The organism is Nocardiopsis sp. NRRL B-16309, assembly GCF_001279585.1.
In the GTDB taxonomy this organism is placed as follows: Bacteria; Actinomycetota; Actinomycetes; order Streptosporangiales; family Streptosporangiaceae; genus Nocardiopsis.
Genome location: NZ_LGEC01000058.1, coordinates 233,473 through 259,092, shown reverse-complemented (window position 1 = coordinate 259,092; position 25,620 = coordinate 233,473). Strand labels below are relative to the sequence as shown.

Genomic DNA, 25,620 nt, shown 5'->3' with positions numbered 1-25,620 from the left:
TCGCGGCCTGTCGCGGCCTGCACGGTGGAGCGGCGGCTGCGGGAGTGGCCGCCCGGCACCCTTCAGACTATCGATTCCGCCGGGCCCGCGTCGGCGGGGAGCCGGTGGGGCGAAGGGCTTCGCGCGGCGCCCCCCGACGGTGGCGGGCGGCGGTCGGGACCGGGTCGAGCGGCTCCGGCCTGGTACGACGTCAGTACAACCGGCTCCGAACCGGGGGTATTCCGGTGGCGGGCGGGGGCGGTGAGGATTTCGCCGGAGGTATTCGTCGGGAGGGCGGCCCCGGGCGGTGGCGGGCCACGGTGGGGGGTGCCGCGCCGGAGGCGTCGGTCGAGGGCGGCCCGTCCATCCGCGCAGCGTGCCCCGGGCGGTGGTGGGTGACGGGCGGGGGCGGCATACGCTAGTGAGCGTTTCCCGGGCTCCACAGAGGAAGGACGTGCGCGGTGAGTGCCAACAGGCGTGGAGGCGAGTCCGAGGGGGCGCGGCCCCGACCGGACGCCCCGGTCTTCGCCCCGGGTCCCGACGGACTGGCCCACCTGGAGCTGATCCTCAACGGCACGTATCCGCTGACCGGGTTCATGACACGCGACGAGGTCGCCTCGGTGCGGCGTGAGGGACGTCTCCCCGACGGGCGCGCGTGGCCGGTTCCGGTCACCTTGGACGTTCCGGCGGACCTGGCCGACGCCGAGCGGGTCGTGCTGACCGACCCCGAGGGCGCGCCGCTGGCCGAACTGGCCGTCAGCGAGCGCTGGTCGGAGGAGGGCGAGGGGCCCGGCGGGGCTCCGCTCCACCACCTGGCCGGTGTCGTGACCCTGCTGCGCCCGCCGACCTACGGCGTGCTGCGCAAGCTGCGCCCCTCCCCGGCCGAGGTGCGCGGCCAGCGCGAACTCGACCCCTTCACCGACCGTCCGCTGCTGGCCGTGGTCACCGACCGGCCGCTGCACCACCGCGCCCTGCACCAGATCCGGGCCGAGGCCGACGCATTGGGCCGGGCCGAACTGCTGGTGCTGGTCGACGCCGGGCTGGAGGACGAGGGGCTGGCCACCGCGGTCCTGGCGGCCGAGCCGCTGCTGCCCGCCCGGACCCGGTTCCTGGTGTGCACGCTGCCGCGGGCCGCGGCGCGCACGCACGGCGCGGTGGGCGGGCTCTGGAGCCCCGCCGACGTGGCGCTGGCCGCGCACGTGGCCGCCGCCTACGGGGCGAGCCACCTGATGGTGGAGGCGGGCCCCGGCGGCGCCCCGGCGGCGGGCCTGGGCGAGGACGACTCACCGCTGCCGATCGTGGCCCCCAAGCCGTGGGCCTTCGACACCGAGGAGGGCCTGTGGCGGCCGGCCGCCGAGGTGCCCGAGGACCTGCGGCGCGGCGAACCGGCCGACGCCGATCTGGCCGCGGAGCTGGCGCACGGGCGCGAGCTGCCCGCCTGGTTCACCCCGGCGCGGGTGGGGGCCGAGTTGGCGCGGCTGCGCCCGGCCCGTACGCGTCGCGGTCTCACGGTGCTCTTCACGGGCCTGTCGGGGTCGGGCAAGTCCACGATCGCGCGCGGGGTGTGCGACGGCGTGCGCAGGTCGGGGCGGACGGTGACGCTGCTCGACGGCGACGTGGTCCGGCGCATGCTCTCCAGCGGGCTGACGTTCTCCCGCGCGGACCGCGAGCTCAACATCCGCCGGATCGGCTACGTGGCCTCGGAGATCACCCGGCACGGCGGTGTGGCGGTGTGCGCGCCGATCGCCCCCTACGCCGTGGGACGCGCGGAGGTGCGGGCCATGGTCGAGGAGTTCGGCGACTTCTTCCTCGTGCACGTGGCGACGCCGCTGGAGGTGTGCGAGGCTCGCGACCGCAAGGGCCTGTACGCCAAGGCGCGGGCGGGGGAGATCCCGGAGTTCACGGGCATCTCCGACCCCTACGAGGAGCCCGCCGACGCCGACCTGGTGGTCGACACCGTGGACTCGGACCCGGCCGACTCGGTCGCCCACGTGCTGGCTGCCCTGCGCGAGGGCGGCTGGCTGCCCGACCAGGACCGCTGACCCCGGCGCCGGGGGGCGGGGCCGAGGCTCCGCCCCGCCCCGACGCGTGCGCCCACGACCGACCGGAGCAGGAGGCGAAGGCCCGATGACCCAGACCCCGCCGTCCCACGAGCGCGACCAGGACCGGCCGCAGGGCCACAGGATGCTGCGCCTGGTCGAGGTGATGGAGACACTGCGGCGCGAGTGCCCGTGGGACAGCTCCCAGACCCATGAGTCCCTGGCGAAGTACCTCATCCAGGAGGCCTACGAGACGCTGGAGACGATCGAGGAGGGCGACGTCGCGCTCCTGCGCGAGGAGTTGGGCGACGTGCTGTTGCAGGTCGTCTTCCACGCGGCGATCGCCGCCGAGCGGCCGGAGGACGACCCGGCGCACTTCACCGTGGACGACGTGGCCGACGCCATCATCGACAAGATGACGCGCCGCCACCCGCACGTGTTCGGCGGTGTGGAGGTGTCCGGCGCCGATGAGGTGTGGTCGAACTGGGAGGCGATCAAGGCCGCGGAGCGGTCGGCCAAGGCCCGGCGCGACGGCGGGGACGGCACGACCTCGGTCCTGGACGGGGTGCCCTTCGCCCAGCCCGCGGTCCTGCTCGCCTACGAGCTGCAGAAGCGGGCGGTGCGCAACGGCGTCCCGGCCGACCTGGTGGGCGACGACGGGGGCGAGGGCGGCGAGCTGTTCGCCGCGGTGGCCGCGGAGCGCGACCAGGGCCGGGACGCCGAGACCGACCTACGGTCGGCGGCGCGCCGGTTCGACGCCCGGGTGCGCGCGGCGGAGGACGCGGCGCGGGCCGAGGGGCACGAGCCGCGCGAGCTGTCCGAGGAGCAGTGGCGCGCCTACTGGGCGGCCGCGCGCCGGTAGCCGCACGTCCGGCCCTCGGCGCCCAGTGTCCGGCGCGGCCCGGGGTCTTGGCCGGTGCGGTGCCACCTCGTGACCTCTGGCGATGTGCGTCCACGCGGTGTCGTCGCCGATGTGTCCGCCTCGCGCCGCCGGTGGTGCGGCTCGGTCCGGTACCTGGCCGGTACGGCCGTGCCCGGAGCCGCCGGCGGCGCGGCTCGCTCCGGCGCCGTCGGCGATCAGGTGTCCCGGCGGTTCCCGGTGGAGTGCACGCCGCGCACGTCGATGACCTCGGTGGAGGGGTCGCCCGGGGCCTGCCCCTGGCTGAAGGTGTCGCGCGGGCGGCGGGCGGTCTGGCTGATGGTCAGCCAGAGGCCGATGACCACCCAGTTGGCCATCAGGGCCGAGCCGCCGGCCGACAGGAACGGTGTGGTCATACCGGTGAGCGGGATGATGAGCGTGGCGCCGCCCAGCACGATGAACACGTCGAAGGCGATCAGGAACGCGTACCCCAGGGCGGTCAGCTTGAGGAAGACCTCTCGGGCGCCCAGGGCGATGCGGAAACCGCGTTCGGCGAGCAGGAACAGCAGTACCAGGACGGCGAACAGGCCGGTCAGGCCCCACTTCTCGCCCACCGACACCAGGATCAGGTCGCTGTCGGCGGCGAAGATCTCCTGGGCGAACCCGGCGCCGAAACCGGTGCCCAGGATGGCGCCCTCGGCCAGCGCGAACATGCCCTCCACGATCTGGAAGCTGCCGCCCGGACGCCCGTAGACCTCGCGGTCGAAGGCGTTGAACCAGATCTCCACCCGGTTCTGGACGTGGCCGAACAGCAGGTAGGCGACGTAGGCCCCGCCCGCGAACGCCACCAGTCCGATGAGGATCCACGACTTGCGCGCGGTGGCCGCGTACAGCACCGCCAGGAACGTGCCGAACAGCAGCAGCGACGTACCCAGGTCGCGGGTGCCCACGAGCAGCAGGATCGCCACGCCCCAGCCGACCGCCATCGGGGCCAGGTCCCGCGCCCGCGGCACGCTGAAGACCTTCAACCCGCCGATCCGGAGGGTGCGCGTGACCACGCGCATGACCTCGCCCCGGCGTTCGAGGTAGGCGGCCAGGAAGATGACCAGCAGCACCTTGGCGAACTCCGAGGGCTGCATGGAGAAGGGGCCGATGAGGATCCAGCGGCGCGCCCCGAGCACCTCGTGGCCGACCGGGGAGAGCGGGAGCAGGAGCAGGAACAGGGCGCCCGCCGCGATGAGGTACGGGTACATGGTGAGCCGGCGGGGGTGGCGGACCAGGACGGCGCACGCCGCGCACAGCACCATCCCGACGACCGCCCACAGCAGCTGCCGGTCGGCCTCGGTGTGCCCGGGTTCCTGGGCCCGGGTCATCTGCAGGGCCCAGATCATCGTCAGCCCCAGTCCGGTGAGCGCCAGGGCCAGCGGCATGACCGCGGGGTCGGCGTAGGGGGCGATGAAGCGCAGGAGAAAGTGGAGGGCGGCACCGCCGCCGCCGAGGGCGGCGAAGTACCACACGACCGACGGGTCCAGGCCGCCGGTCACCGTCAGGGACGCCGACGCCAGGGCCGCGGCGACGACCGCGAGGGCGCCGAGGAGCAGGCGGAGCTCGGAGCCGCGCTGGGGAACCGGTGACAGGGCGCCGTCGGCGGTCTCCGGATCGCTCTGAGGGCTGCCCATGTCGTCGTCGTACCACCATCCGCCTGAGTAACCCGTCGCCGGGTCCCGGGGGTCCGGTCCGGTCATCGTGAGGGGCAGATCCGCTTCAACTGTAGGCGCGGCGGCGTCAGGTCCGTGTCAGGCGTGCCGTGGAGGGGTCTCCGGCGGGGCCCCGCGGCGGCGGGCGCGGCCGGGGCGCACGGGCGCACGGCGTCGGGTCGCGGACCGGGAGCGGGAGTCGCGTGGTGGGGACCGGGAGCGGGGGCGTGGTGGCGCCCGTGGTCGGGGGACGTGTGGTGGGGACCGCGGACCGGGGCGCGCAGTGGGGACCGTGGGAGGGGACGTGTGGTGGGGACCACGGATCGGGGCGCGCAGTGGGGGCCGCGGACCGGGCGTGCGGTGGGGGCGACGGACCGCAAGTTCCTCCGGGGGCCTTCCCTCGGGGCGGTCGAGGTCCGGCCTCCGGCGCACGTGACCGTGCGCCAGGTCACGTACCGGCCGGACGGTGGGGCGTAGACTGCGCGCACGGAAGCGCGTGGGACGGGAGCGACGGGCGTGCCGAGGGAGCAGAGCGACACCAAGGCCGAGATTCGGAGCGCGGCCCTGGAGCTGTTCGCCCGGCAGGGCTTCGAGAAGACGAGCCTGCGCGAGATCTCCGAGCGCCTGGGCGTCACCAAGGCGGCGCTGTACTACCACTACCCGTCCAAGAACGACCTGCTGACGGCCCTGGTCGCCCCGCTGTGCGAGGACATGGACGCGCTCTTCGCGCGCTGGGGCGGCGGGCCCGTGCGACCGCGCCAGATCCTGGGCGCCTACTTCGACGTCTGCGTGCGGCACGGTGACCTGCTCCCGGCGGTGTTCGCGGACCTGGGAGCCCTGGGCCGGATCGGCCTCGCGGACGCGGTCCTGGAGTGGCGCGACCGCCTGGCCGTGCTGCTCGTGGGGCGCGACGCCCCGCTCCCGGCGCGGATGGGCGCCGTCATGGCGGTCGGGGGCCTGCGCGAGGCCGCGGCCTCGTTCGGCGCCGAGGCGGCCGTGACGCACCGCGAACACGCCGTGCGTGTCGCGCTCGCCGCGCTGGCGGCCGGGGACTCCGGTATGGACTAGACCAATTCGACGGGGTGGGGAGCCCACGCCGGACCCCGGGGTCGCTAGTCTCTTGGGTGGTCCTGGATCTGCGGACCGAACACCCCTAGAGACGGAGAGACACCGTGGCGTCCATCGAGTCAGTACACGCAAGGGAGATCCTCGACTCCCGCGGTAACCCGACCGTCGAGGTCGAGGTCGTCCTCGACGACGGCATCAGCGCTGTCGCGGGTGTGCCCAGCGGCGCCTCCACCGGCCAGTTCGAGGCGGTCGAACTGCGTGACGGCGGCGACCGCTACGGGGGCAAGGGCGTGACCAAGGCGGTCACCGCGGTCAACGACGAGATCGCCGACGAGCTGCTCGGGCACCACCCCGACGAGCAGCGGCTCATCGACCGCGCGCTGATCGACCTGGACGGCACGCCGGACAAGTCCCGGATCGGCGCCAACGCCATCCTCGGCGCGTCCCTGGCCGTGGCCAAGGCCGCCGCCCTGGAGGCCGAGCTGCCCCTGTACCGCTACATCGGCGGCCCCAACGCCCACGTGCTGCCCGTCCCGATGATGAACATCCTCAACGGCGGCGCGCACGCGGACAGCAACGTCGACATCCAGGAGTTCATGGTCGCGCCCATCGGTGCCGCCACCTTCTCCGAGGCGCTGCGCTGGGGCGCCGAGGTCTACCAGGCGCTCAAGGGTGTCCTCAAGGCGCACGGCCTGGGCACCGGCGTCGGCGACGAGGGCGGTTTCGCGCCCAACCTGGACAGCAACCGGGCCGCCCTGGACCTGATCGTCGAGGCCATCGAGAAGGCCGGGTACACCCCCGGCACGGACATCGCGCTCGCCCTGGACGTGGCCGCCACCGAGCTGTTCTCGGAGGGCGTCTACACCTTCGAGGGCAAGACGCGCTCGGCCGAGGAGATGGCCGCCTACTACGCCGAGCTGGTCGAGGCCTACCCGCTGGTCTCCATCGAGGACCCCCTCGACGAGGAGGACTGGGAGGGCTGGAAGAAGCTCACCGAGCAGATCGGCGGCAAGGTGCAGCTGGTCGGCGACGACCTGTTCGTCACCAACCCCGAGCGCCTCAAGCGCGGCATCGACTCCGACACCGCCAACTCGCTGCTGGTGAAGGTCAACCAGATCGGCACCCTGAGCGAGACCCTGGACGCGGTCAGCCTCGCCCAGCGCAGCGGCTACACCGTCATGATCAGCCACCGTTCCGGCGAGACCGAGGACACGACCATCGCCGACATCGCGGTGGCCGTCAACGCCGGGCAGATCAAGACCGGCGCCCCGGCGCGCAGCGAGCGCGTCGCCAAGTACAACCAGCTGCTGCGGATCGAGGAGGAACTGGACGACGCCGCCGTGTACGCGGGCGTGTCGGCCTTCCCGCGCTTCACCGCCCGCGGCTAGTCTGCCCCAGTGCCCCGCGAATCCAAACAGCCACCCACAAAGGCCCCGAAGGCGACAAAAGCCGACAGGCCGGGCCGTGCTGCACGGAAGCGGGGGGCCGCCGGCTCCAGGGTGGGCCGCACCCCGCGGGTGCGGCCCACCCTCACCAGCCGGGCCGCGATCCTGGCCCTGGTGGTCTGCGTGATCGCGCTGAGCCTGGCCTACCCGCTGCGGGAGTACATCCTGCAGCGGGCCCAGATCGCCCAGCTCCAGGAGGAGCGGGCGCGCATGGAGGACTCCGTGAGCGAGCTGCGCGAGCGCGAGGCGGCTCTGGGCGAGGACGAGTACGTCGAGCAGGAGGCCCGGACCCGCCTGCACTACCAGTACCCGGGGGAGACCGCCTACATCGTCATCCGCCCGGACTCCGAGGGCGACGCCGAGGCGGAGGCGGCCCCCACCGAACCGTGGTTCACCGCGCTGTGGCGGTCGGTCGACACGGCCGACAGCCCCGACGAGGACGGCATCTGACCCCACCGAAGACCGGCGGCCCCGGCGATGGTGGGCGGCGGGCGTTGGGTCCGCGCCGGAGGCGTCGGTTGAGGGTGGTAGCCGGTCTCGGCGCGAAGCGCCCATACCGGCGATGGTGGGCGGCGGGCGGGAGGTCTGCGCCGGAGGCGTCGGTTGAGGGTGGTAGCCCGTCCCTTCGCGAAGCGCTCCGACGGGCGATGGCGGGTGACGGGCGGGAGGTCTGCGCCGGAGGCGTCGGTTGAGGGTGGTAGCCGGTCTCGGCGCGAAGCGCCCATACCGGCGATGGTGGGCGGCGGGCGGGCATATCCTGGGTCCGCCATGACTTCCGCAGATCAGCCCGCTCCGGGGCACAACGACGACGCCCCCCGCGCCAGCGGCGGGGCCGCCGACGGCCAGGTCTCCGACCGCGACGTCGCCGCCATCGAACTCCAACTCGGACGCACTCCGCGCGGTGTGCGGGGGATCGCCCACCGGTGCCCCTGCGGCCTGCCCGATGTGGTGCGCACCGCTCCCCGCCTGGAAAGCGGTGAGCCCTTCCCGACGTTGTACTACCTGACGTGCCCGCGCGCCGCGTCGGCGATCGGCCGGATGGAGAACGAGGGCCGGATGCGCCGCATGCAGGAGCGCCTGGCCGAGGAGCCCGACCTGCGGGCCGCCTACGCCAAGGCGCACGAGTCCTACATCGCCGAGCGGTCCGAACAGGCGCGGATCGACGGTGTCGAACCGCTGCCCGAGGGCATGCAGAGCACCGGGGGCATGCCGACCAGGGTGAAGTGCCTGCACGCGCTGGTGGCCCATGAGCTCGCCGCGCCGGGGACCAACCCCTTCGGGGCCGAGGCGCTGGAGGAGCTCCCGCACTGGTGGGACAAGGGCGCGTGCGTGTGTGTCGACGAGGACGCCCGCGAGGGCGACGAAGGGAACGGGTCATGAGCGGTGTCGCGGCGATCGACTGCGGAACCAACTCGATCAGGCTGCTGATCGCCGACGTGGTCCACGTGGGCGAGGACGAGGTCCAGGTGGTCGACCTCGACCGCCGGATGGAGGTCGTGCGCCTGGGCGAGGGCGTCGACGAGACGGGGTCGTTCGCGCCCCAGGCCCTGGAGCGCACCTTCGAGGCGCTGCGCGACTACGCCGAGGAGATCCGGGCCCACGGCATCGAGCCGGGACCGGACACGGTGCGCATGGTCGCCACCAGCGCCACGCGTGACGCCGCCAACCGGCAGGTCTTCATCGACGGCGTGCGCGAGATCATCGGCGTGGAGCCCGAGGTGGTCACCGGCCTGGACGAGGCGGAGCTGTCCTTCGTGGGCGCCACGGCCGAGTTCGCCGCCGAGGCCGACGAGGACGGCGACAGCGGTCTCACCCCGCCGTTCCTGGTCGTGGACATCGGCGGCGGGTCGACCGAGTTCGTCCTGGGCGGCGGCTCCGGCGCGGACGACGAGCTGGTCCGCGCCTCCCTGTCGGTCGACGTGGGCTGCGTGCGGATGACGGAGCGGCACCTGCGGGACGACCCGCCCACCGCCGAGCAGATCGCGGCGGCCACGGCGGACATCGACGCCGCGCTCGACGAGGTCGAGAAGGTCGTGCCGCTGCGCGAGGCGGGTTCGGTGGTGTGCGTCGCGGGGACCGCGACCACGGTCGCCGGGATCGCCCTGGGCCTGCCCGAGTACGACCCCGAGCGGATCCACCACTCCGACGTAAGCGTGGGCGACCTGACCCGGATCACCGAGGAACTGCTCAAGTCCACCTCGGCCGAGCGGGCCGGGATCGGCGTCATGCACCCGGGTCGGGTGGACGTGATCGCCGCCGGCGCGCTGGTGCTCTCGCGCGTGCTCGAGCGCACGGGCGCCGACCACTTCACCGCCAGTGAGCACGACATCCTCGACGGTGTGGCCTGGAGCCTCATCGTGTAGCGACGCGCCCCGACGAGCGGTCCGGTGACCAGGGGTTTTCCTCTCCGCCACCGGGCCCCGGGGTGAGACGCGTCACCGCGCCACGGCCTTGTGAAAGCTTTCACAACCCCTCTGACCTGCGGATATGTCGTGCAGGTTACGGGGAAAGTGGTGCGAAGGTGATCAGATGTGAACCTTCTCTGCGGAGGGGGCTTGTGAAAGAATGCACAAGCAGGCGCCGCAGAGTCGCGGACACTCTCCGCGGTTCGGACGGGACCCGGCTGGACCACGGCAGGGCGACCGAAGACCAAGAACAGACGCCGCAGTCCCGGGAGGGGCGGCGGAGAACCCCAAGGGCGGATATGCGATGACCGAGAGCAGGAACTACCGGCTGGTGCACGGCGGCGGGGACGACGCGGAGATCCCGCACATCCTCATCGTCGGCGGTGGGTACCTCGGGATGTACACCGCGAGGCGACTGGAGAAGAAGCTCGGGGCCGGCGAAGCGCGCATCACCGTCATCGACCCGAACTCCTACATGACCTACCAGCCGTTCCTGCCCGAGACCGCGTCCGGCAACATCTCGCCCCGCCACGTCGTCGTCCCGCTGCGCGAGGTCTTCGACCGCGTGCGCGTCCTGGGCGGCCGGGTCGTCCGCATCGACCACGCCGACCGCACCGTGCGCTACGAGCCCAACGTCGGCGAGCCGGAGACCCTCCACTACGACCACATCGTGCTCGCCGCGGGTGCCGTCTCGCGCACCCTGCCGATCCCGGGCCTGGCCGAGTGCGGCATCGGCATCAAGACCGTGGAGGAGGCCGCCTACCTCCGCAACCACGTGCTCAACCAGCTCGCCATCGCCGACTCCACCGACGACGAGGCCGTGCGCGCCAAGGCCCTGAACTTCGTGTTCGTCGGCGGCGGGTTCGCCGGGGCCGAGGCCATCGCCGAGCTGGAGGACCTGGTCCGCGACGCGATCCGGATGTACAGCTCGATCGGGCTGGAGGACGTGCAGTTCTACCTCATCGAGGCCGCGGACAAGATCCTGCCCGAGGTCGGCCCGGAGGTCGGCACCAAGGCGCTGAACCAGCTGCGCCGGCGCGGCATCGACGTCCGGCTCAAGACGTTCCTGGAGTCGGCGGTCGACCAGCGCATCAAGCTCAGCGACGGCGACGAGTTCGACGCGGGCACCCTGGTGTGGACCGCGGGCGTCAAGCCCAGCCCGGTCGTCGCCGCCAGTGACCTGCCCCTCGGACCCAAGGGCCACATCGACACCAGCGAGTTCCTGACCGTCAACGGTGTGGAGAACGCCTTCGCCGGCGGCGACAACGCCCAGGTGCCCGACGGCAACGGCGGCTACTACCCGCCCAACGCCCAGAACGCGGTCCGCCAGGCCCCCGTGCTCGCCGACAACGTGATCGCGAGCCTGCGCAACGGCAAGCTCAAGGCCTACCGCCACAAGAACCTCGGCGCGGTCGCCGGGCTCGGCCTGCACAAGGGCGCCGCCCAGCTCTTCGGCAAGATCAAGCTGAACGGCCGCCTCGCCTGGTACGCGCACCGCGCCTACCACCTGTTCGCGGTCCCGACCTTCAACCGCAAGATGCGCGTCCTGTCGGACTGGACGCTCGCCTTCTTCCTGCGCCGCGACTTCGCCGCGCTGCCGGAGATGGTCGAGCCCCGCCAGGCCTTCGCCGAGGCCAGCCGGCCCCAGGTGGAGAACGGAGAGCTCCGCCGGGTCAGCTGACCCCCGACCGCCGCGCGGCACACGACGAGGAACGACCGGTCTCCCCGAGAGGCCGGTCGTTTCGTGTCCCCATCCGGCCAAGCGGAACCAAAGTGGGCAATCGACCCGGCCGGTATGATGGGCACGCCCTCGTAGCCCAATGGAAGAGGCAGGCCCCCTAAAAGGGTCACAAGTGTCGGTTCGAGTCCGACCGGGGGTACTCGGGCGCCTTTGAGACGGGGCCTTCGCGCCTTCCGGTGCACGCCCTCGTTCCTCGGGAGTGCACCTCCAGCCACTCCAGGACCCGTCGGCGCCCTCGCCCGTGCTTTCTTTGGGCCTCCGCTCGTTCCTCGCTTTGGCCCGACCAACCCCCCTGGGGTCGCCGTGAGCGGAACCGCTCACCTCCAACCCCCAGGGGCTCACGTAGGCCTATGCGTGCGGCTTCAACCCCCTGGGGTTCGGCAGGCCCACATGTGCACGTCCGACTCCCGGTCGTTCCGCAGAGCTGAACGGCCGACGTTTGACCCCCCTCGGGTGAGGGAGGGGGACGTCCCTGCACGCGTCACCCCTGGGCTCCGTGGGGGTGCGGGTGGCCCCCGCTCCCCTGCGGATGCCCCGGTGTCCCGGACGACCGAACGTCCGCCCCCTTGCGGTTCCGCAGAGCTGAACGGTCGACCTTTGACCCCTCGGGTGAGGGAGGGGGACGTCCCTGCACGCGTCACCCCTGGGCTCCCGGTCCCGGCTGGTCTCGGGCCGGTTTCGGCTGATCGGTGATCAGTGGTCGGGGAGCTGCTGTTCCATGAGGAGCTGGAGCTGGGTGAACAGGCGCTCTCCCGGGTCGGCCAGGTCGATTCCGCTGACGGCGGCGGCGCGGCGGACCCGGTAGCGCAGGGTGTTCGGGTGGATGTGCAGGCGCTCGGCGGCGGCGCGGGCGTCGCCGAAGACCTCAAGGTAGGCCAGCAGCGAGTGGACCAGGTCGGCGCCGCCGGCGCGGTCGTGCTCGACGAGGCGGGTCACGCGTGGATCGCGCAGGGACGGGTCCGCGCGCAGCAGGGCGAGGGTCTCGCTGATGAGCACCCGCGAGCGCACGTCGGAGATGGTGGCCACGTCCCGGTCCAGGTCGCGGCTCATCGCGTCCAGCACCCGGTCGGCCTCGGCGCGCGAGTCGGGCACCTCGGCCAGGCTCTCCACCCGCGATCCCACGGCCGCCTGCACCTCCAGTCCCAGGGCGGCGCGTGCCGCGGTCACGGTCTTGCGGGTGAGGGCGAGCACCGACTGCTCCACCCCGCGCCAGCCCTCGCGTGCGCGGGCCAGGTCGGGCAGCAGGACGTAGACCCGTCCCTGGAGCTCGGTGACCAGGGCACTGCGCCGGTAGGCCGCGGTGTGCACCGACACCAGGTCGATGAGCTGGCGGCGGCGCAGCTCCCGCTCGGGTCGGTCCGGGCGGTCCTCGACGTCGCCCTCGGCGAGCAGGAACGCCACGACCAGCGCGCCCCGGTCGGCGTGCACCTCCACGGTGTCGGCCAGCGCGCTGGCGTCGATGCGCCCCTCCAGCAGGTTCGACAGCAGGTCCTCGCGCAGGCGCAGCCCGGCGCTGGCCTGGGTGCGCTGCCTGATCATCTGGAGCGCGGTCGTGCGCGCGGCGCCGACCAGGGCCTCCTCGGCGTGCTCGGCCAGCGGCTCGGAGCCCTCCTGCACCCAGATCGCGCCCAGCGGCTGGCGGCCGGCGTGGATCCCCACCGCGAGCCGGCGGCGGATGCCCAGCTCGGGGTGTTCGTCGATGCGGACGACCTCCTCGCCGGAGCGCAGCTTGGCGAAGACACCCCACTCGCGCAGCAGCGCCAGGTAGGGCTCGGGGCCCTGGCGGCCCAGCACGGACAGGCGGCGCAGTTCGTCCACCTCCGAACCCGAGGAGTAGGCCAGCACCCGGCTCGCCGAGTCCTCGATGGCCACCAGGCCGCGGGTGATCTGGGCGATGGTCTGCGCCATGGAGAACAGGTCGCCGCCGGACTCGCCGACGTCGGCCGTCACGTTGAGCCGGGCGTCGTCGACGATGCTCTGGCACACCGACTGCAACTGGTCCCAGCGCACCTCGGGACGCACCGACAGCAGCGCGATCCCGGCCTCCTGCGCCTCCGTGCGCAGGGTGCGCATCTCGTCGACGCCCCCGGCGCGCAGCGCCCGCCCGGCCCTGGCCCCGGAGGGGCCGCCGTAGGCGTCCGAGGCCGACCCGTGCCCCCGGCTCTCCGCGATGCGGCCCAGCGGCGACGGCGGGCGCCTGGTGGGCGGCGGCAGCACCTCCTCGGGCGGGGTGTGGGCGCTCGTCTTGACCGCGACGGCCGTGGCCCCCTGCTCGGCGAGCGCGCGGATCAGCCGCCGCGCCGCCGTTCCGCGCACCCCGATCAGCAGCACCAGGTCCCCGGACCGGGCCTCGGAGCGGTCCTCCGGATCCACGATGACGACGTTGTCCACCTGAACATCGAGACCGCGCGGTGCCGCGGCCACGTCGACGACCGGGTCGCCGAGCGCGAGCAGCAGCCGCCGCAGCGGCAGACCCGGGTTGTCCTGGTCCTGGGCTTCCGGGTGACCAGGAACGATGTCGGGTCCGGTCCCGGAGGTGTGTGACGGGTCGGACTGCGGGTGACGTGGGCCCGGTCGTGGGGCATCTGTACTCATATGAGTCCCATTTTGTCCTAGCGAACAAATAAGGCGGGCAAAGAGTGGCCTGCCCCACAAGGTTCGCACGGCCATGGTCTGAGAGCGTTGAGTCAGCCCAACCCTGCTTCACTCAGGGACATTCTTTTCAGGGAGGTGCCCATGGACGCCGTGACCAACGTCCCGCAGCCGAAGAACGAGCCCGTTCTGACCTACGCGCCCGGCAGTGCCGAGCGTGCCGAGCTCGTCGCCAAGCTCGAGGAACTCGGCAGCCAGAGCATCGACCTGCCCATGCACATCAACGGCGAGAGCCGTATGGGCGGCGGCGAGCGCATCGACGTCGTCCAGCCGCACCGCCACGCCGCCGTCCTGGGGACCATGGCCAACGCCACCCACGACGACGCGCGCGACGCGATCGCCGCGGCCAAGGCCGCCGCCCCGGCCTGGCGCGCGATGTCCTTCGACGACCGCGCCGCCATCATCCTGCGTGCCGCCGAGCTCCTGGCGGGTCCCTGGCGCGCCACGATCAACGCCGCCACCATGCTCGGTCAGTCCAAGACGGTGCAGCAGGCGGAGATCGACGCGGCCTGTGAGCTCATCGACTTCTGGCGCTTCAACGTCTCCTACGCCCGCACGCTCATCGAGCAGCAGCCCCTGAGCGTGCCCGGCGTGTGGAACCGCATGGAGCAGCGCCCGCTGGAGGGCTTCGTCTACGCGATCACGCCCTTCAACTTCACCGCCATCGCGGGCAACCTGCCCACCGCCCCGGCGCTGATGGGCAACGTGGTCGTGTGGAAGCCGTCCCCGACCCAGCAGTTCGCCGCAGAGCTGACCATGCGCCTCCTGGAGGAGGCGGGCATGCCCGCCGGCGTCATCAACATGGTCACCGGTGACGGCCTGGCCGTCTCCGACGTCGCGCTCAACGACCCGGACCTGGCCGGTGTGCACTTCACCGGTTCCACCCGGACCTTCCAGCACCTGTGGAAGAGTGTCGGCGAGAACATCTCCCACTACCGCAGCTACCCGCGGATCGTCGGCGAGACCGGCGGCAAGGACTTCATCGTCGCCCACAAGTCGGCCGACCCGGAGATCCTGCGCACCGCGATCGTGCGCGGCGCCTTCGAGTACCAGGGCCAGAAGTGCTCGGCCGCCTCGCGCGCCTTCGTCGCCCGCTCGGTGTGGGAGAAGATGCGCGACGACCTGGTCGCCGAGACCGAGGCCATCAAGATGGGCGACGTCACCGACCTGTCGAACTTCGTGGGCGCCGTCATCGACCGCCGCTCGTTCGACAAACTCGCCAAGGTCCTGGAGGACGCCAAGTCCGACCCGACCCTGTCGATCGTCGCTGGCGGCACCGCCGACGACTCCGTGGGCTACTTCGTGCGTCCGACCATCATCGAGGGCACCGACCCCACGCACGACGTGTTCCGCACCGAGTACTTCGGCCCGATCGTCGCCGTCCACGTGTACGAGGACGAGAAGTTCGACGAGGTCCTCGACATCGTCGACCAGGGTTCGGCCTACGCCCTGACCGGCGCGATCCTGGCCAACGACCGCGCCGCCGTGGCCAAGGCCACCGAGGCCCTGCGCTTCACCGCGGGCAACTTCTACATCAACGACCGGCCGACCGGCTCCATCGTGGGCCAGCAGCCGTTCGGTGGCGGCCGCGCCTCCGGCACCAACGACAAGGCCGGTTCCGCGCAGAACCTGTCGCGCTGGGCGAGCCCGCGCGCCATCAAGGAGACCTTCGTCGCGCCGACGAACTCCGCCTACCCCCACATGGGGTAGGCCCCCGGTCCGCGCCCCCTCGGGTCACCGAGGGGGCGCACCACACCCCCCGAGGAATCCACCGGTGCGACCGGGCAGATCCCCGGCCCCGCCACTTCACCGTCCGCGCTGACCGACCGGTTCGCGCACGTCTTCTTCGAGGTCTCCATGCTTCGCAAGCCACTGCTGCTCGCGGCCCGGTCCGCGACCTGCCGCACGATCGTCGAGCGCACGCCCCTGACCCGTGGCCTCGTCCACCGCTTCGTGGCGGGCTCCACGCTCGACGAGGCTCTGCCCGCCGTCGCGAACCTGGCGCAGGACCGCTACATCACCCTGGACTTCCTCGGTGAGGACACCACCGACCTGGCGCAGGCCACGGCGACGGTGACCGCCTACCAGGACCTGCTGGCCGCGCTGGGCGAGGCCGGTCTGGGCGACCGGGCCGAGGTGTCGGTCAAACTCTCGGCCGTGGGGCAGTTCCTCAACGCCGACGGCGAGAAGATCGCCCTCGACAACGCGCGCCGCATCGCCGAGGCGGCCGCGGCCATCGGCACCACGGTGACCCTCGACATGGAGGACCACACCACCACCGACTCCACGCTGGGCATCCTGCGCGACCTGCGCGAGGACTTCCCGTTCGTGGGCGCGGTGCTCCAGGCCTACCTGCGCCGCACGGAGGCGGACTGCCGCGACCTGAGCGGGGCCGGTTCGCGCGTGCGCCTGTGCAAGGGCGCCTACGACGAGCCCTCCTCCGTCGCCTACCGCGACAAGGCGGAGGTGGACAAGGCCTACGTGCGTGCCCTGCGCGTGCTCATGGAGGGCGACGGCTACCCGATGGTGGCCAGCCACGACCCGCGCATGGTCGCGATCGCCGGGGAACTCGCGGCGGCCAACGGCCGGACCGCGGACGACTACGAGTACCAGATGCTCTACGGCATCCGGGACGCCGAGCAGGTCCGCCTCGCCGCGGAGGGCAAGCGCATGCGCGTCTACGTGCCCTACGGCGACGAGTGGTACGGCTACTACATGCGCCGCCTGGCCGAGCGCCCGGCGAACATCCTGTTCCTGGCCCGTTCGGTGATCACCCGCAACTGACGCCGCGGCGTCACTCCGAGCGCGGGGTCCGTGATCCAGGGGGATGGACACGGGCCCCGTCTTCCTGTCCGCGGCCGGGCCCCGACCGTCCACCCGGCCGTGCCCCGCGACCGTCCGCGCGGCCGTGTTCCCGCCGTCCACCCGGCCGTGTCCCAACGGTGACCGTGGGCTCGGAACCGACCGGCGGGGCCGTACGTTACCTTGTGGGCAGCAATCCACGCGTGAAAGGCCATTACTAGACATGCGGATGCGGAGTTCCAACCCCGTCCTCAAGCGGGCTCTTCAGCAGTCCGGCCGGGCCGGACAGGGCTACGGCCAGCCGGGTTACGGTCAGCAGGGCTATGCGCAGCAGGGGTACGGACAGCCGTACCCGCAGCCGGGCCACCCCCAGGGATACGGTCAGCCCTATCCCCAGCAGGGCTATCCGGGAGCCCCGGCGCAGGGTGCCGGCACGGGGCGCATGACCATCGACGACGTCGTCATGCGCACCGGCATGACGCTCGGCATGGTCGTCCTGCTCGGCGTCGTCAACTACTTCCTCTTCCAGTCCTTCATGGGCCTGGCCCTCGGACTGACCGTGCTCGGCGCGCTCGGCGGCCTGATCCTCGGGCTGGTCATCGCGTTCAAGCAGAGCACCAACCCGGGGCTGGTCCTCACCTACGCGGCCCTCGAAGGCCTGCTCGTCGGCGGTTTCTCGGCCCTCCTGGCCTGGCAGCTGGAGATGAGCACCGGTGACGCCGGTGCGGGCGGCTCGCTGGTGACCCAGGCGGTCATCGGTACCGTCGCGGTCTTCGGTGTGATGCTCGCGCTGTACAAGTTCCGCGTCATCAAGGTGACGGACGGCTTCGTCAAGGCCGTCGGTTTCGCGGTGCTCGGCGCCGCCGCGCTCATGCTGGTCAACTTCGTGGCGAGCTTCTTCATCGGCGGCGGCATCGGCCTGCGCGAGCCCACCGCCCTGGGCCTGATCGTCGGACTGGTGTTCGTCGTCATCGCCGCGCTGACCCTGGCCATCGAGTTCCGCGGGATCGAGGAGGGCATCGAGGCGGGCGTTCCCGACACGTTCGCCTGGCAGTTCGCCTTCGGCCTGACGGTCTCCCTGGTCTGGCTCTACATCGAGATCCTGCGCCTGCTCTGGATCATCAAGACGATGTTCTCCGAATAGCGGCAGTACCGTCGGCCCGCGCGAGCGCGGGCGTGCCACGGACAGGGCCACCCCCGGAAGACGTATCCCGGGGGTGGCCCTTCGTCCGTGCGGGTGCGGTGACGTCCGGGTCGCGCTCAGGGCCCCTCGGGACGCGGAGCGGGGATGGATCGGTTCCTGCGGCGGCGGTCGTGCTCCGTGACGATGGCCTGCGCGTACCACTGGGGCAGGTCATACTCGTCGGCGAGCCAGGTGGACCGGTCCGAGCAGCGGACCAGCCCGGGGCCCTTGTCGAGAGCGTTGAACCACTCGTGGAGTCCTCGGCCGGTGACGGCCGGGATGCGTTCGATGAGCTTTGCGTGGATCTCCGGCGAGTGGGTAACCGACATAGGCACCTCCGGCAGTGCGTTGGCGAATGGCACTTATCTGTGACCCTGCATCAGGATCACGGTTTGGACAAGCCCCGGCCACCAGCTTTTACCTTGCAGGTGGGAGATCGTTGGCCCAGACGGTGTATCGCGGACGTCCCGGGCACGGACCCGTGGATTCGGTGTGATCGTCGACGAATCGCCAGGAACCCGGACGGACGGGCGTGCCGGACCCGGACAGGCCCGGGTACGACGCGGGGCCCGGCGCGCGTGCGCGCCGGGCCCCGACGTGGGTGGACGGACTCCACGCGGCCTCGGCGCGCCGCTCAGGACGGGCACGGGCCGCGGGACAAGCCCTAGTTCAGGCGCTCGAAGACGGCCGCCATGCCCTGGCCGCCGCCGACGCACATGGTCTCCAGGCCGAAGGTCTTGTCATGGAAGGCCAGGCCGTTGAGGAGCGTGCCGGTGATCCGCGCGCCCGTGCTGCCGAACGGGTGGCCGATGGCGATGGCGCCGCCGTTGACGTTCAGCTGGCCGTCGATGTCGATGCCCAGCTGGTCGGCGGAGGGCAGCACCTGGGCGGCGAAGGCCTCGTTGATCTCGACCAGGTCGATGTCGCCGATGGCCATGTTGGCGCGGGCCAGGGCCTGCTTGGAGGCCTCGACCGGGCCCAGGCCCATGATCTCGGGGTTCAGGCCGGTGACGCCGGTGGAGACGATGCGGGCCAGCGGGGTCAGGCCCAGCTGGGCGGCCTTGGTGTCGCTCATGATGACGACAGCGGAGGCGCCGTCGTTGAGCGGGCAGGCGTTGCCCGCGGTGACCGTGCCGTCGGGGCGGAACACCGGCTTGAGGCTGGAGACCTTCTCGTAGGTGGTGCCGCGGCGGATGCCGTCGTCGGTGCTGACCACGGTGCCGTCCGGGAGGGTCACCGGGGTGATCTCGCGCTCCCAGAAGCCGTTGTCCAGGGACTTCTCGGCGAGGTTCTGCGAGCGGACCGCGAACTCGTCCTGGCGCTGGCGCGAGATCCCGGTGATCTGGGCGACGTTCTCGGCCGTCTGGCCCATGGCGATGTAGGCGTCGGGCAGGGCGCCGTTCTCGCGGGGGTCGGTCCAGGCCTCGGCGCCGCCCTCGGCGCGCTTGACCGTGCGGGCCTTGGCGTCGTCGAAGAGCGGGTTCTCGTTCTCCGGGTTGTCGCTGCTGCCGTTGGCGAAGCGGCTGACCATCTCCACGCCGGCGGAGACGAACACGTCGCCCTCGCCCGCCTTGATGGCGTGGTAGGCCATCCGGGTGGTCTGGAGGGAGGAGGAGCAGTACCGGGTGACGGTCGTGCCGGGCACGGTGTCCAGGCCGAGCTGGACGGCGACGATGCGCGCCATGTTGAAGCCCTGCTCACCGCCGGGCAGGCCGCAGCCGAGCATGAGGTCGTCGATCTGCGTGGGGTCGAGCTCGGGCACCTTGGCCAGCGCGGCGCCGACGATCTGTGCGGTGAGGTCGTCCGGGCGCAGGTCCTTGAGCGAGCCCTTGAAGGCGCGGCCGATCGGGGAGCGTGCTGTGGCGACGATGACTGCTTCGGGCATGGTCTTGGTCCCTGTCGGTGTGGAGTGCGGCCGCGCCGGGCGGACGTTCGGCCTCGTGCGTCTGCGCGTGCCCTGGCGGCCTCGCACGCCTGGTGCATCGCGGGCCGGCCACGGCACGTCTTGTTACTGCCCAGTTAACCTCTTGGCCCGGTTTCGTCGCCACCCGGGGTCTGCCTTCGCGTGTCGTCACGGTGGTTTCCCTGATGGCCCGCGGCGTCGGTCGGAGCGGTGGCACCGGCGCGCGCCGCCCTGTCCCCGGTCCCCGGGGCGCCGCCCGGGGAGGCGCCGGTCCCCGGGGCGGGATCCCGGCCGGACCGCGGGTCGGGCACCGGTCCGCGTGTCGGCTCGGCGCCCCGCTCGCGGCCGCGGAAGGGCAGGCGCACGAGCGCGGTCCAGCGGGCCCGGCCGTCGGTGCGGGCCCGTTCGGCGGGGCCGACCTCGGTCCCCGCGGTGTCGGCGGCCATGACCGCGGCCTGGTCCACGGGCAGCAGGCCCGAGGTCCGCTCGGCCTGGTCCAGCTCCGGCAGCAGGCCCAGCGCGGCGCAGGCCGCCGGCAGCACGGCGGAGGCCGCCTGGACGTAGCCGCGGGCCGAGGGGTGGAAGCGGTCCGGTCCGAACATGGCGGCGGGGTCGGACCTAAAGTCGTCGGCGAGCAGGTCGCTCAGGGAGACCGTGCGGCCGCCCGCCTCGGTGACCGCGATGGTCTGGGCCGCGGCGAGCTGGCGCGAGGCGCGGCGCGCCACCGAGCGCAGCGGCCAGCCGATGGGACGGACGGTGCCCAGGTCGGGGCAGGTCGCCACCACCACGGCGGTGCCGTGCCCGACGAGGGCGGCGGTCGCCTCGCGCAGCTGGGCGACGGCGTCGTTGGGCCGCACCCGGCGGATGACGTCGTTGGCGCCGATGAAGATCACGGCCACGTCGTAGCGGGAGGCCGGGTCCAGTGCGCCGGCGTGCGCGATCTGCGCGGCGAGGTTGGCGGAGGTGGCGCCCGGGGAGGCGGTGCAGCGCAGGCGGACCCTCCGGTCCGCCGCGGCCGCCAGGCCCGAGGCGAGCAGCACACCGGGCGTCTGGGCGGCCTCGGGCACGGCGAAGCCCGCGGCGGTGGAGTCCCCGGCCATCAGCATGCGCAGAGGGGTGCCGGGGCCGTCGCCGTAGACCCCGTTGACCTTCGGCCGCTGCCAGGGGGTGACGCCCACCGCGCGTCTGGCGAGTCTGACCTGCAGGTACAGGAGCGCCAGAGTGCCGCCGCCGACCAGGGTGATCCCGCCTCCGCCGAATGCGGTCGCCGCGGCAATGCGCCGTGCGCGAGCGGCTCGCAGCATCGGACCACCTCCGGGCGTCGGACCCGCCTGCCTCACGCGGGCCGGTTGGAAGCGAGGCTACCGGCGGGAAACCCCGGGGTCACGTACCTGCGCGGCACACCATCGGCTCCGTGGAGTGAGCAAGAACCAGCGGCGCGGACCAGAGGGGGAGAGCTGGTGCCGGAGGTTCTCGGTTCGCCTGGCGCGTCCCGTGGGCGATGGCGGGAGAGAGGTGGAAAACGTTCCTGAAAGCGCCTGGTGGTGGCGTTAGAGTCGGGTTGAACGGGCCGGACCGGCCCAAGGCCCCGGGCGCCGCCCGGGAGCGGAGACGGCGGGCCGAGGACCCGGTCGCCACGACGTTGAGGAGCCACCATGCGGGTACACGATTCACTGATCGATCTGGTCGGGGACACCCCGCTTGTCCGTTTGAAGAAGGTCACGGAGGGGCTGGCGCCGACGATCCTGGCCAAGGTCGAGTACTTCAACCCCGGCGGGTCGGTCAAGGACCGCATCGCGCTGCGCATGGTCGAGGCGGCCGAGAAGAGCGGGAAGCTCAAACCCGGCGGCACGATCGTCGAACCCACCTCCGGCAACACCGGGATCGGGCTGGCGATGATCGCGCAGGAGAAGGGCTACCGCTGCGTCTTCATCTGCCCGGACAAGGTGGGGCCGGACAAGCTCTCGGTGCTGCGGGCCTACGGCGCGGAGGTCGTGGTCTGCCCGACCACGGTCGCCCCCGACCACCCCGACTCCTACTACTCGGTCTCGGACCGGATGGCCGCGGAGATCCCCGGCGCCTGGAAGCCCAACCAGTACGAGAACATGAACAACCCGGAGTCGCACTACCACTCCACCGGCCCCGAGATCTGGGAGCAGACCGAGGGCCGGATCACGCACTTCGTGGCGGGGATCGGGACCGGCGGCACCATCAGCGGGACCGGCCGCTACCTCAAGGAGGTCTCCGGGGGCGGCGTGCGCGTGATCGGCGCCGACCCCGAGGGGTCGGTGTACTCGGGCGGATCGGGCCGCCCGTACCTGGTCGAGGGCGTGGGCGAGGACATCTGGCCGGGGACCTACGACACGTCGGTGTGCGACGACATCGTGGCGGTCAGCGACAAGGACTCCTTCCTGATGACCCGGCGCCTGGCGCGCGAGGAGGCCCTGCTGGTGGGCGGCTCGTGCGGCCTGGCGGTGGAGGCCGCGCTGAAGGTGGCCGAGGACGCCGGGCCCGACGACGTCATCGTCGTCCTGCTGCCGGACGGCGGCCGCGGCTACCTCGGCAAGATCTTCAACGACGAGTGGATGGCGGACTACGGGTTCCTGTCCACCGCGACGGAGGAGGCCACGGCCGGGCAGGTGCTCGCGGAGAAGGGCGGAGAGATGCCCGACTTCGTGCACTCCCACCCGGACGAGACGGTCGGCACCGCGGTGGCGATCATGCGCGAGTACGGCGTCTCGCAGCTGCCGGTGATGAAGGAGGAGCCGCCGGTCATGGCGGCCGAGGTGGTCGGCTCCGTGGCCGAGCGCGACGTGCTGGACGCGCTCTTCGACGGGCGCGCCGAGCTCGACGACCTCGTGGAGACCCACATGGGCCCGCCGCTGTCCACGGTCGGCACGGGGACGCCGGTCAGCGACTGCGCGCGCCTGCTGCGTTCGTCGGGCGCGCTGGTGGTGCTGCGCGACGGGCGCCCGGTGGGCATCCTCACCCGCCAGGACCTGCTCGCCCACCTGTCGGGGTAGGGCGTCACGGGTGCGGGGCCGCGGACGGGCCCCGCACCCGGAAGGATCGCCCCGCCGCGCACGGGCCCCGCGGGGCGCCGCCCGCGCGCCCGGCTCCCGTGCACAGCGGTCGCACTTGCGGGGTGGTCCCACCTGCGCGATGTGCTCCGCTCGCGCGGCCCGCCCGAGCGGTGTCCCGCCGTGCGCGCGGCTCCTGCCTGGGCGAACCCGGGGGCGGTGCGGACAGACCTTGACGGACAACGCATACTCGGACACTGCTAATGTTCGCGACAGTATTACTGGCAGGTAATAAATGGGAGCACGCGTGTCGCGGCTGTTGTCCTGGATCATCCGCTCCGTCTGGTCGTTCGCCCGGAGCAACGCCGAAATCCGTGCCGACTCCAAGGCGTCCCGGCGGTTCGCGCGCTTCGGCGTGGGATCGGCGATCGCCTTCCCCACGGCCACCCTGTACGGCGAGCCGTGGATCGAGATCGGCGTGCACACCGTGCTCGGCGCGGACATGACGCTCGCCGCCGGGATGGGTCCCGACTACGACCTGGGCGAGGGGTCGGTCGTGCGGATCGGCTCCGGCTGCGCCATCGGCCGGGGATCCCACATCGTCGCGCACAAGTCGGTGGACATCGGCGACCACGTCTACACGGGCCCCTACGTGTACATCACCGACCAGAACCACTCCTACACCAACACCGACATCCCCGTCGGCCTTCAGTGGCCGGTGGACGACCCCGTCAGCATCGGCGACGGGACCTGGGTGGGAGCCAACGCGGTGATCCTGCCGGGCGTGCACCTGGGGCGCAACTGCGTCGTCGCGGCCGGCAGCGTGGTGCGGCCCGGACGGTACCCCGACCACAGCGTCATCGCGGGCGTGCCCGGCAAGGTCGTGCGCGAGTACGACCCGGAGCTGGGATGGGAGCCGCCGATGCGCGAGACGGGGACGCCCACGCGTGTCCCCACGCCCGCCACCGGCCCGACCCCGGACACGCCCGCCGAGCCGCCCGAGCCGGGATCCGCCACCCGCTTCCCGCCCGCCTAGCCGCCACCGGCCGTGGCGGGCCCCGGTGCCGAGAGGCCACCGTCGGGGAAGCGCGCCCTCGGCTCCCGTGAGCCGCCGGCCGTGGCGGGCCCCGGTGCCGGGAGCGGGCACCCGAGCGACACCGTGCAGGTGAAGCAGGGGTTCGGGGGAGTCCTGGCCACTATTGTGGCGGCATGACGTTCGACGGGTTTGAAACGCTGGCCATCCACGCGGGCCAGGAACCGGACACCGGCACCGGGGCCGTGGTGGTACCGATCTACCAGACGAGCACCTACGCGCAGGACGGCGTGGGCGGTCTGCGCCAGGGGTACGAGTACTCGCGCACCGGCAACCCCACGCGCGCCGCGCTGGAGGAGTGCCTGGCCGCCCTCGAGGAGGGCTCGCGCGGGCTCGCCTTCGCCTCCGGCATGGCGGCCGAGGACACCCTGCTGCGCACCATCCTGTCGCCGGGCGACCACGTCATCATCCCCGGCGACGCCTACGGGGGCACGTTCCGCCTGATCTCCACGGTGGTCGAGCGCTGGGGCGTGACCTGGGACGCGGTCGACCAGAGCGACCCGGAGGCCGTGCGCGCGGCGGTGCGCCCAGAGACCAGGGCGGTGTGGACCGAGACCCCCACCAACCCCCTGCTCAACATCACCGACATCGAGGCCGTCGCGGCCATCGCCCACGACGCCGGTGCCCTGCACGTCGTGGACAACACCTTCGCCTCGCCCTACCTCCAGCGGCCGCTGGCCCTGGGCGCGGACGTGGTGGTGCACTCCACCACGAAGTACCTGGGCGGGCACTCCGACGTGGTCGGGGGCGCGCTGGTGGTGGCCGACGCCGAGCTCGGCGAGCGGCTGGCCTTCCACCAGAACACGATGGGCGCCGTTCCGGGACCCTTCGACTCCTGGCTGACCCTGCGCGGGGTCAAGACCCTGGGGGTGCGGATGGACCGGCACAGTGCCAACGCCGAGCGGGTCGTGGCCGCACTGGTGGACCACCCGGCGGTGCGGCGCGTGTACTACCCCGGGCTGGACGCGCATCCGGGGCACAAGGTCGCCGAACGGCAGATGCGCGCCTTCGGGGGCATGGTCTCGTTCGCTCTGCGCGACGGGGAGAAGGCGGCGCTGGCGCTGTGCGAGCGGACCGAGGTCTTCACGCTGGGCGAGTCCCTGGGCGGGGTGGAGTCCCTGATCGAGCATCCCGGGCGGATGACGCACGCGTCGACCGCGGGTTCCCCGCTGGAGGTCCCGGCCGATCTGGTGCGGATCTCCGTGGGCATCGAGTCGGGTGACGACCTGGTGGCGGACCTGCTGGGGGCGCTGGAGGGCTGAGCGCGGCCCGGGGGCCGTCGGGAGGGGCCGAGCCGGTCGGTGCGCGCCCGCGCGGCCTGGCCGTGAGGGTGCCCCGGCCGCTCTGCCGGGCCCTTCACGGCATGTCCTTCGTGGTGCGGGAGCTGTCGCGGGGGGTCAGACCGCGGAGGGAGTGCGCTCCTGGAGGGGGTCCCGCGTACCGGCCGGGCCGGGGGTGCGGTCACGGCGCTCGGTGGCGGTGCCGTTGGCGAAGCGCAGGCCGACGACGAGGCTGCCGGTGCGGGAGAGGGCACTGTTGTCGTCCTCCTCGCGGAGGGAGCGGTAGCGCCCGCGGTTGTCCTGGCGGCGGATGCCGATGGAGATGGCGAGGAAGAACCCCGCGGCCAGCCCCAGGAGCACGAGACCGATGAATGCGATGAAGACGGGGATCATAGGGGTCACCTTCGGTTCGGGGGTGGTCAGTTCGTCGTCCGCCCCCCGGTGGTACGGGGCG

General features: G+C 72.5%; 20 protein-coding genes and 1 tRNA gene. 15 read left to right on the top strand and 6 right to left on the bottom strand.

The window, feature by feature from the left end; all coding sequences use genetic code 11:
* Positions 1 to 440 precede the first annotated feature (440 nt).
* Both cysC and ADL05_RS07755 read left to right on the top strand, forming a co-directional pair.
* Entirely contained in the window at positions 441 to 2,021 is a 1,581-nt protein-coding gene (gene cysC, locus ADL05_RS07760; protein WP_053616172.1) for an adenylyl-sulfate kinase, read from the top strand.
* A gap of 85 nt (positions 2,022 to 2,106) precedes the next feature.
* Complete coding sequence (locus tag ADL05_RS07755; RefSeq protein WP_053616171.1) at positions 2,107 to 2,880, top strand: MazG family protein; 774 nt, start codon at positions 2,107 to 2,109, stop codon at positions 2,878 to 2,880.
* 215 nt (positions 2,881 to 3,095) lie between these two features.
* On the opposite strand, the gene ADL05_RS07750 is transcribed toward ADL05_RS07755, so the two are convergent.
* Positions 3,096 to 4,556, bottom strand: coding sequence for an FtsW/RodA/SpoVE family cell cycle protein (locus ADL05_RS07750; protein WP_053616197.1), 1,461 nt, complete (start codon positions 4,554 to 4,556; stop codon positions 3,096 to 3,098).
* Between the two features lie 534 nt (positions 4,557 to 5,090).
* On the opposite strand from ADL05_RS07750, the gene ADL05_RS07745 reads away from it, so the two are divergent.
* The 7 genes from ADL05_RS07745 (at position 5,091) to ADL05_RS07715 (ending at position 11,372) form a co-directional block, all read left to right on the top strand.
* Positions 5,091 to 5,642: a TetR/AcrR family transcriptional regulator gene (locus tag ADL05_RS07745; RefSeq protein WP_053616170.1), complete on the top strand. Its 552-nt coding sequence runs from the start codon at positions 5,091 to 5,093 to the stop codon at positions 5,640 to 5,642.
* A 104-nt stretch (positions 5,643 to 5,746) separates the two neighbouring features.
* Complete coding sequence (gene eno / locus ADL05_RS07740) at positions 5,747 to 7,030, top strand: phosphopyruvate hydratase (RefSeq protein ID WP_053616169.1); 1,284 nt, start codon at positions 5,747 to 5,749, stop codon at positions 7,028 to 7,030.
* A gap of 129 nt (positions 7,031 to 7,159) precedes the next feature.
* Positions 7,160 to 7,537 (top strand): septum formation initiator family protein, encoded by a 378-nt coding sequence (locus ADL05_RS07735; protein WP_053616196.1) that lies wholly within the window; start codon positions 7,160 to 7,162, stop codon positions 7,535 to 7,537.
* A gap of 318 nt (positions 7,538 to 7,855) precedes the next feature.
* Positions 7,856 to 8,467, top strand: a complete 612-nt coding sequence (locus ADL05_RS07730; RefSeq protein WP_053616168.1) for a DUF501 domain-containing protein — start codon at positions 7,856 to 7,858, stop codon at positions 8,465 to 8,467.
* Positions 8,464 to 9,450 (top strand): Ppx/GppA phosphatase family protein, encoded by a 987-nt coding sequence (locus ADL05_RS07725; protein WP_053616167.1) that lies wholly within the window; start codon positions 8,464 to 8,466, stop codon positions 9,448 to 9,450. The genes ADL05_RS07730 and ADL05_RS07725 overlap by 4 nt, the downstream gene beginning before the upstream one ends.
* 346 nt (positions 9,451 to 9,796) lie before the next feature.
* Positions 9,797 to 11,173 (top strand): NAD(P)/FAD-dependent oxidoreductase, encoded by a 1,377-nt coding sequence (locus ADL05_RS07720; RefSeq protein WP_053616166.1) that lies wholly within the window; start codon positions 9,797 to 9,799, stop codon positions 11,171 to 11,173.
* Positions 11,174 to 11,298: 125 nt separating this feature from the next.
* Positions 11,299 to 11,372, top strand: a tRNA-Leu gene (locus ADL05_RS07715).
* 554 nt (positions 11,373 to 11,926) lie between these two features.
* Here ADL05_RS07715 and ADL05_RS07710 read toward each other — a convergent pair.
* Complete coding sequence (locus ADL05_RS07710) at positions 11,927 to 13,828, bottom strand: PucR family transcriptional regulator (protein WP_082376185.1); 1,902 nt, start codon at positions 13,826 to 13,828, stop codon at positions 11,927 to 11,929.
* A gap of 141 nt (positions 13,829 to 13,969) precedes the next feature.
* Between ADL05_RS07710 and pruA the strand changes: the two genes are divergently transcribed.
* The 3 genes from pruA to ADL05_RS07695 all read left to right on the top strand — a co-directional run bounded on the left by pruA (position 13,970) and on the right by ADL05_RS07695 (position 17,831).
* Positions 13,970 to 15,595, top strand: coding sequence for an L-glutamate gamma-semialdehyde dehydrogenase (gene pruA / locus ADL05_RS07705; protein ID WP_053616165.1), 1,626 nt, complete (start codon positions 13,970 to 13,972; stop codon positions 15,593 to 15,595).
* A 147-nt stretch (positions 15,596 to 15,742) separates the two neighbouring features.
* Positions 15,743 to 16,669 carry a proline dehydrogenase family protein gene (locus ADL05_RS07700; protein ID WP_053616164.1) on the top strand — a complete coding sequence of 309 codons (927 nt, stop codon included), beginning with the start codon at positions 15,743 to 15,745 and terminating at the stop codon, positions 16,667 to 16,669.
* Positions 16,670 to 16,910: 241 nt separating this feature from the next.
* Complete coding sequence (locus ADL05_RS07695) at positions 16,911 to 17,831, top strand: Bax inhibitor-1/YccA family protein (protein WP_053616163.1); 921 nt, start codon at positions 16,911 to 16,913, stop codon at positions 17,829 to 17,831.
* Between the two features lie 116 nt (positions 17,832 to 17,947).
* Here ADL05_RS07695 and ADL05_RS07690 read toward each other — a convergent pair whose 3' ends face one another.
* The 3 genes from ADL05_RS07690 to ADL05_RS07680 all read right to left on the bottom strand — a co-directional run bounded on the left by ADL05_RS07690 (position 17,948) and on the right by ADL05_RS07680 (position 21,077).
* Positions 17,948 to 18,199, bottom strand: a complete 252-nt coding sequence (locus tag ADL05_RS07690; RefSeq protein ID WP_053616162.1) for a DUF4287 domain-containing protein — start codon at positions 18,197 to 18,199, stop codon at positions 17,948 to 17,950.
* Between the two features lie 335 nt (positions 18,200 to 18,534).
* Positions 18,535 to 19,755 carry an acetyl-CoA C-acetyltransferase gene (locus tag ADL05_RS07685; protein WP_053616161.1) on the bottom strand — a complete coding sequence of 407 codons (1,221 nt, stop codon included), beginning with the start codon at positions 19,753 to 19,755 and terminating at the stop codon, positions 18,535 to 18,537.
* A gap of 134 nt (positions 19,756 to 19,889) precedes the next feature.
* The gene (locus tag ADL05_RS07680) at positions 19,890 to 21,077 is read right to left on the bottom strand and encodes an SGNH/GDSL hydrolase family protein (protein WP_082376184.1); all 1,188 of its coding nucleotides are present in this window, start codon (positions 21,075 to 21,077) and stop codon (positions 19,890 to 19,892) included.
* 351 nt (positions 21,078 to 21,428) lie between these two features.
* On the opposite strand from ADL05_RS07680, the gene ADL05_RS07675 reads away from it, so the two are divergent.
* From ADL05_RS07675 to ADL05_RS07665, 3 genes are all read left to right on the top strand, one after another.
* A complete protein-coding gene (locus ADL05_RS07675) occupies positions 21,429 to 22,796 on the top strand; it encodes a cystathionine beta-synthase (protein WP_053616160.1) in 1,368 nt (455 codons plus the stop codon).
* 292 nt (positions 22,797 to 23,088) lie between these two features.
* Positions 23,089 to 23,829 carry an acyltransferase gene (locus ADL05_RS07670; RefSeq protein ID WP_053616159.1) on the top strand — a complete coding sequence of 247 codons (741 nt, stop codon included), beginning with the start codon at positions 23,089 to 23,091 and terminating at the stop codon, positions 23,827 to 23,829.
* 173 nt (positions 23,830 to 24,002) lie between these two features.
* The gene (locus ADL05_RS07665; RefSeq protein WP_053616158.1) at positions 24,003 to 25,148 is read left to right on the top strand and encodes a cystathionine gamma-synthase; all 1,146 of its coding nucleotides are present in this window, start codon (positions 24,003 to 24,005) and stop codon (positions 25,146 to 25,148) included.
* Positions 25,149 to 25,283: 135 nt separating this feature from the next.
* Here ADL05_RS07665 and ADL05_RS07660 read toward each other — a convergent pair whose 3' ends face one another.
* Complete coding sequence (locus tag ADL05_RS07660; protein WP_053616157.1) at positions 25,284 to 25,559, bottom strand: hypothetical protein; 276 nt, start codon at positions 25,557 to 25,559, stop codon at positions 25,284 to 25,286.
* Between the last annotated feature and the right edge of the window lie 61 nt (positions 25,560 to 25,620).

Excerpts from the sequence above, each read along its gene's own strand:
- ADL05_RS07690 (WP_053616162.1), bottom strand. The coding sequence starts at position 18,199 with ATGTCGGTTACCCACTCGCCGGAGATCCACGCAAAGCTCATCGAACGC.
- ADL05_RS07720 (WP_053616166.1), top strand. The coding sequence starts at position 9,797 with ATGACCGAGAGCAGGAACTACCGGCTGGTGCACGGCGGCGGGGACGAC.
- ADL05_RS07750 (WP_053616197.1), bottom strand. The coding sequence starts at position 4,556 with ATGGGCAGCCCTCAGAGCGATCCGGAGACCGCCGACGGCGCCCTGTCA.
- ADL05_RS07730 (WP_053616168.1), top strand. The coding sequence starts at position 7,856 with ATGACTTCCGCAGATCAGCCCGCTCCGGGGCACAACGACGACGCCCCC.
- ADL05_RS07665 (WP_053616158.1), top strand. The coding sequence starts at position 24,003 with ATGACGTTCGACGGGTTTGAAACGCTGGCCATCCACGCGGGCCAGGAA.
- pruA (WP_053616165.1), top strand. The coding sequence starts at position 13,970 with ATGGACGCCGTGACCAACGTCCCGCAGCCGAAGAACGAGCCCGTTCTG.
- ADL05_RS07700 (WP_053616164.1), top strand. The coding sequence starts at position 15,743 with ATGCTTCGCAAGCCACTGCTGCTCGCGGCCCGGTCCGCGACCTGCCGC.
- ADL05_RS07675 (WP_053616160.1), top strand. The coding sequence starts at position 21,429 with ATGCGGGTACACGATTCACTGATCGATCTGGTCGGGGACACCCCGCTT.
- ADL05_RS07725 (WP_053616167.1), top strand. The coding sequence starts at position 8,464 with ATGAGCGGTGTCGCGGCGATCGACTGCGGAACCAACTCGATCAGGCTG.
- ADL05_RS07680 (WP_082376184.1), bottom strand. The coding sequence starts at position 21,077 with ATGCTGCGAGCCGCTCGCGCACGGCGCATTGCCGCGGCGACCGCATTC.
- ADL05_RS07695 (WP_053616163.1), top strand. The coding sequence starts at position 16,911 with ATGCGGATGCGGAGTTCCAACCCCGTCCTCAAGCGGGCTCTTCAGCAG.
- ADL05_RS07685 (WP_053616161.1), bottom strand. The coding sequence starts at position 19,755 with ATGCCCGAAGCAGTCATCGTCGCCACAGCACGCTCCCCGATCGGCCGC.
- ADL05_RS07660 (WP_053616157.1), bottom strand. The coding sequence starts at position 25,559 with ATGATCCCCGTCTTCATCGCATTCATCGGTCTCGTGCTCCTGGGGCTG.
- ADL05_RS07755 (WP_053616171.1), top strand. The coding sequence starts at position 2,107 with ATGACCCAGACCCCGCCGTCCCACGAGCGCGACCAGGACCGGCCGCAG.
- ADL05_RS07670 (WP_053616159.1), top strand. The coding sequence starts at position 23,089 with ATGGGAGCACGCGTGTCGCGGCTGTTGTCCTGGATCATCCGCTCCGTC.
- ADL05_RS07710 (WP_082376185.1), bottom strand. The coding sequence starts at position 13,828 with ATGAGTACAGATGCCCCACGACCGGGCCCACGTCACCCGCAGTCCGAC.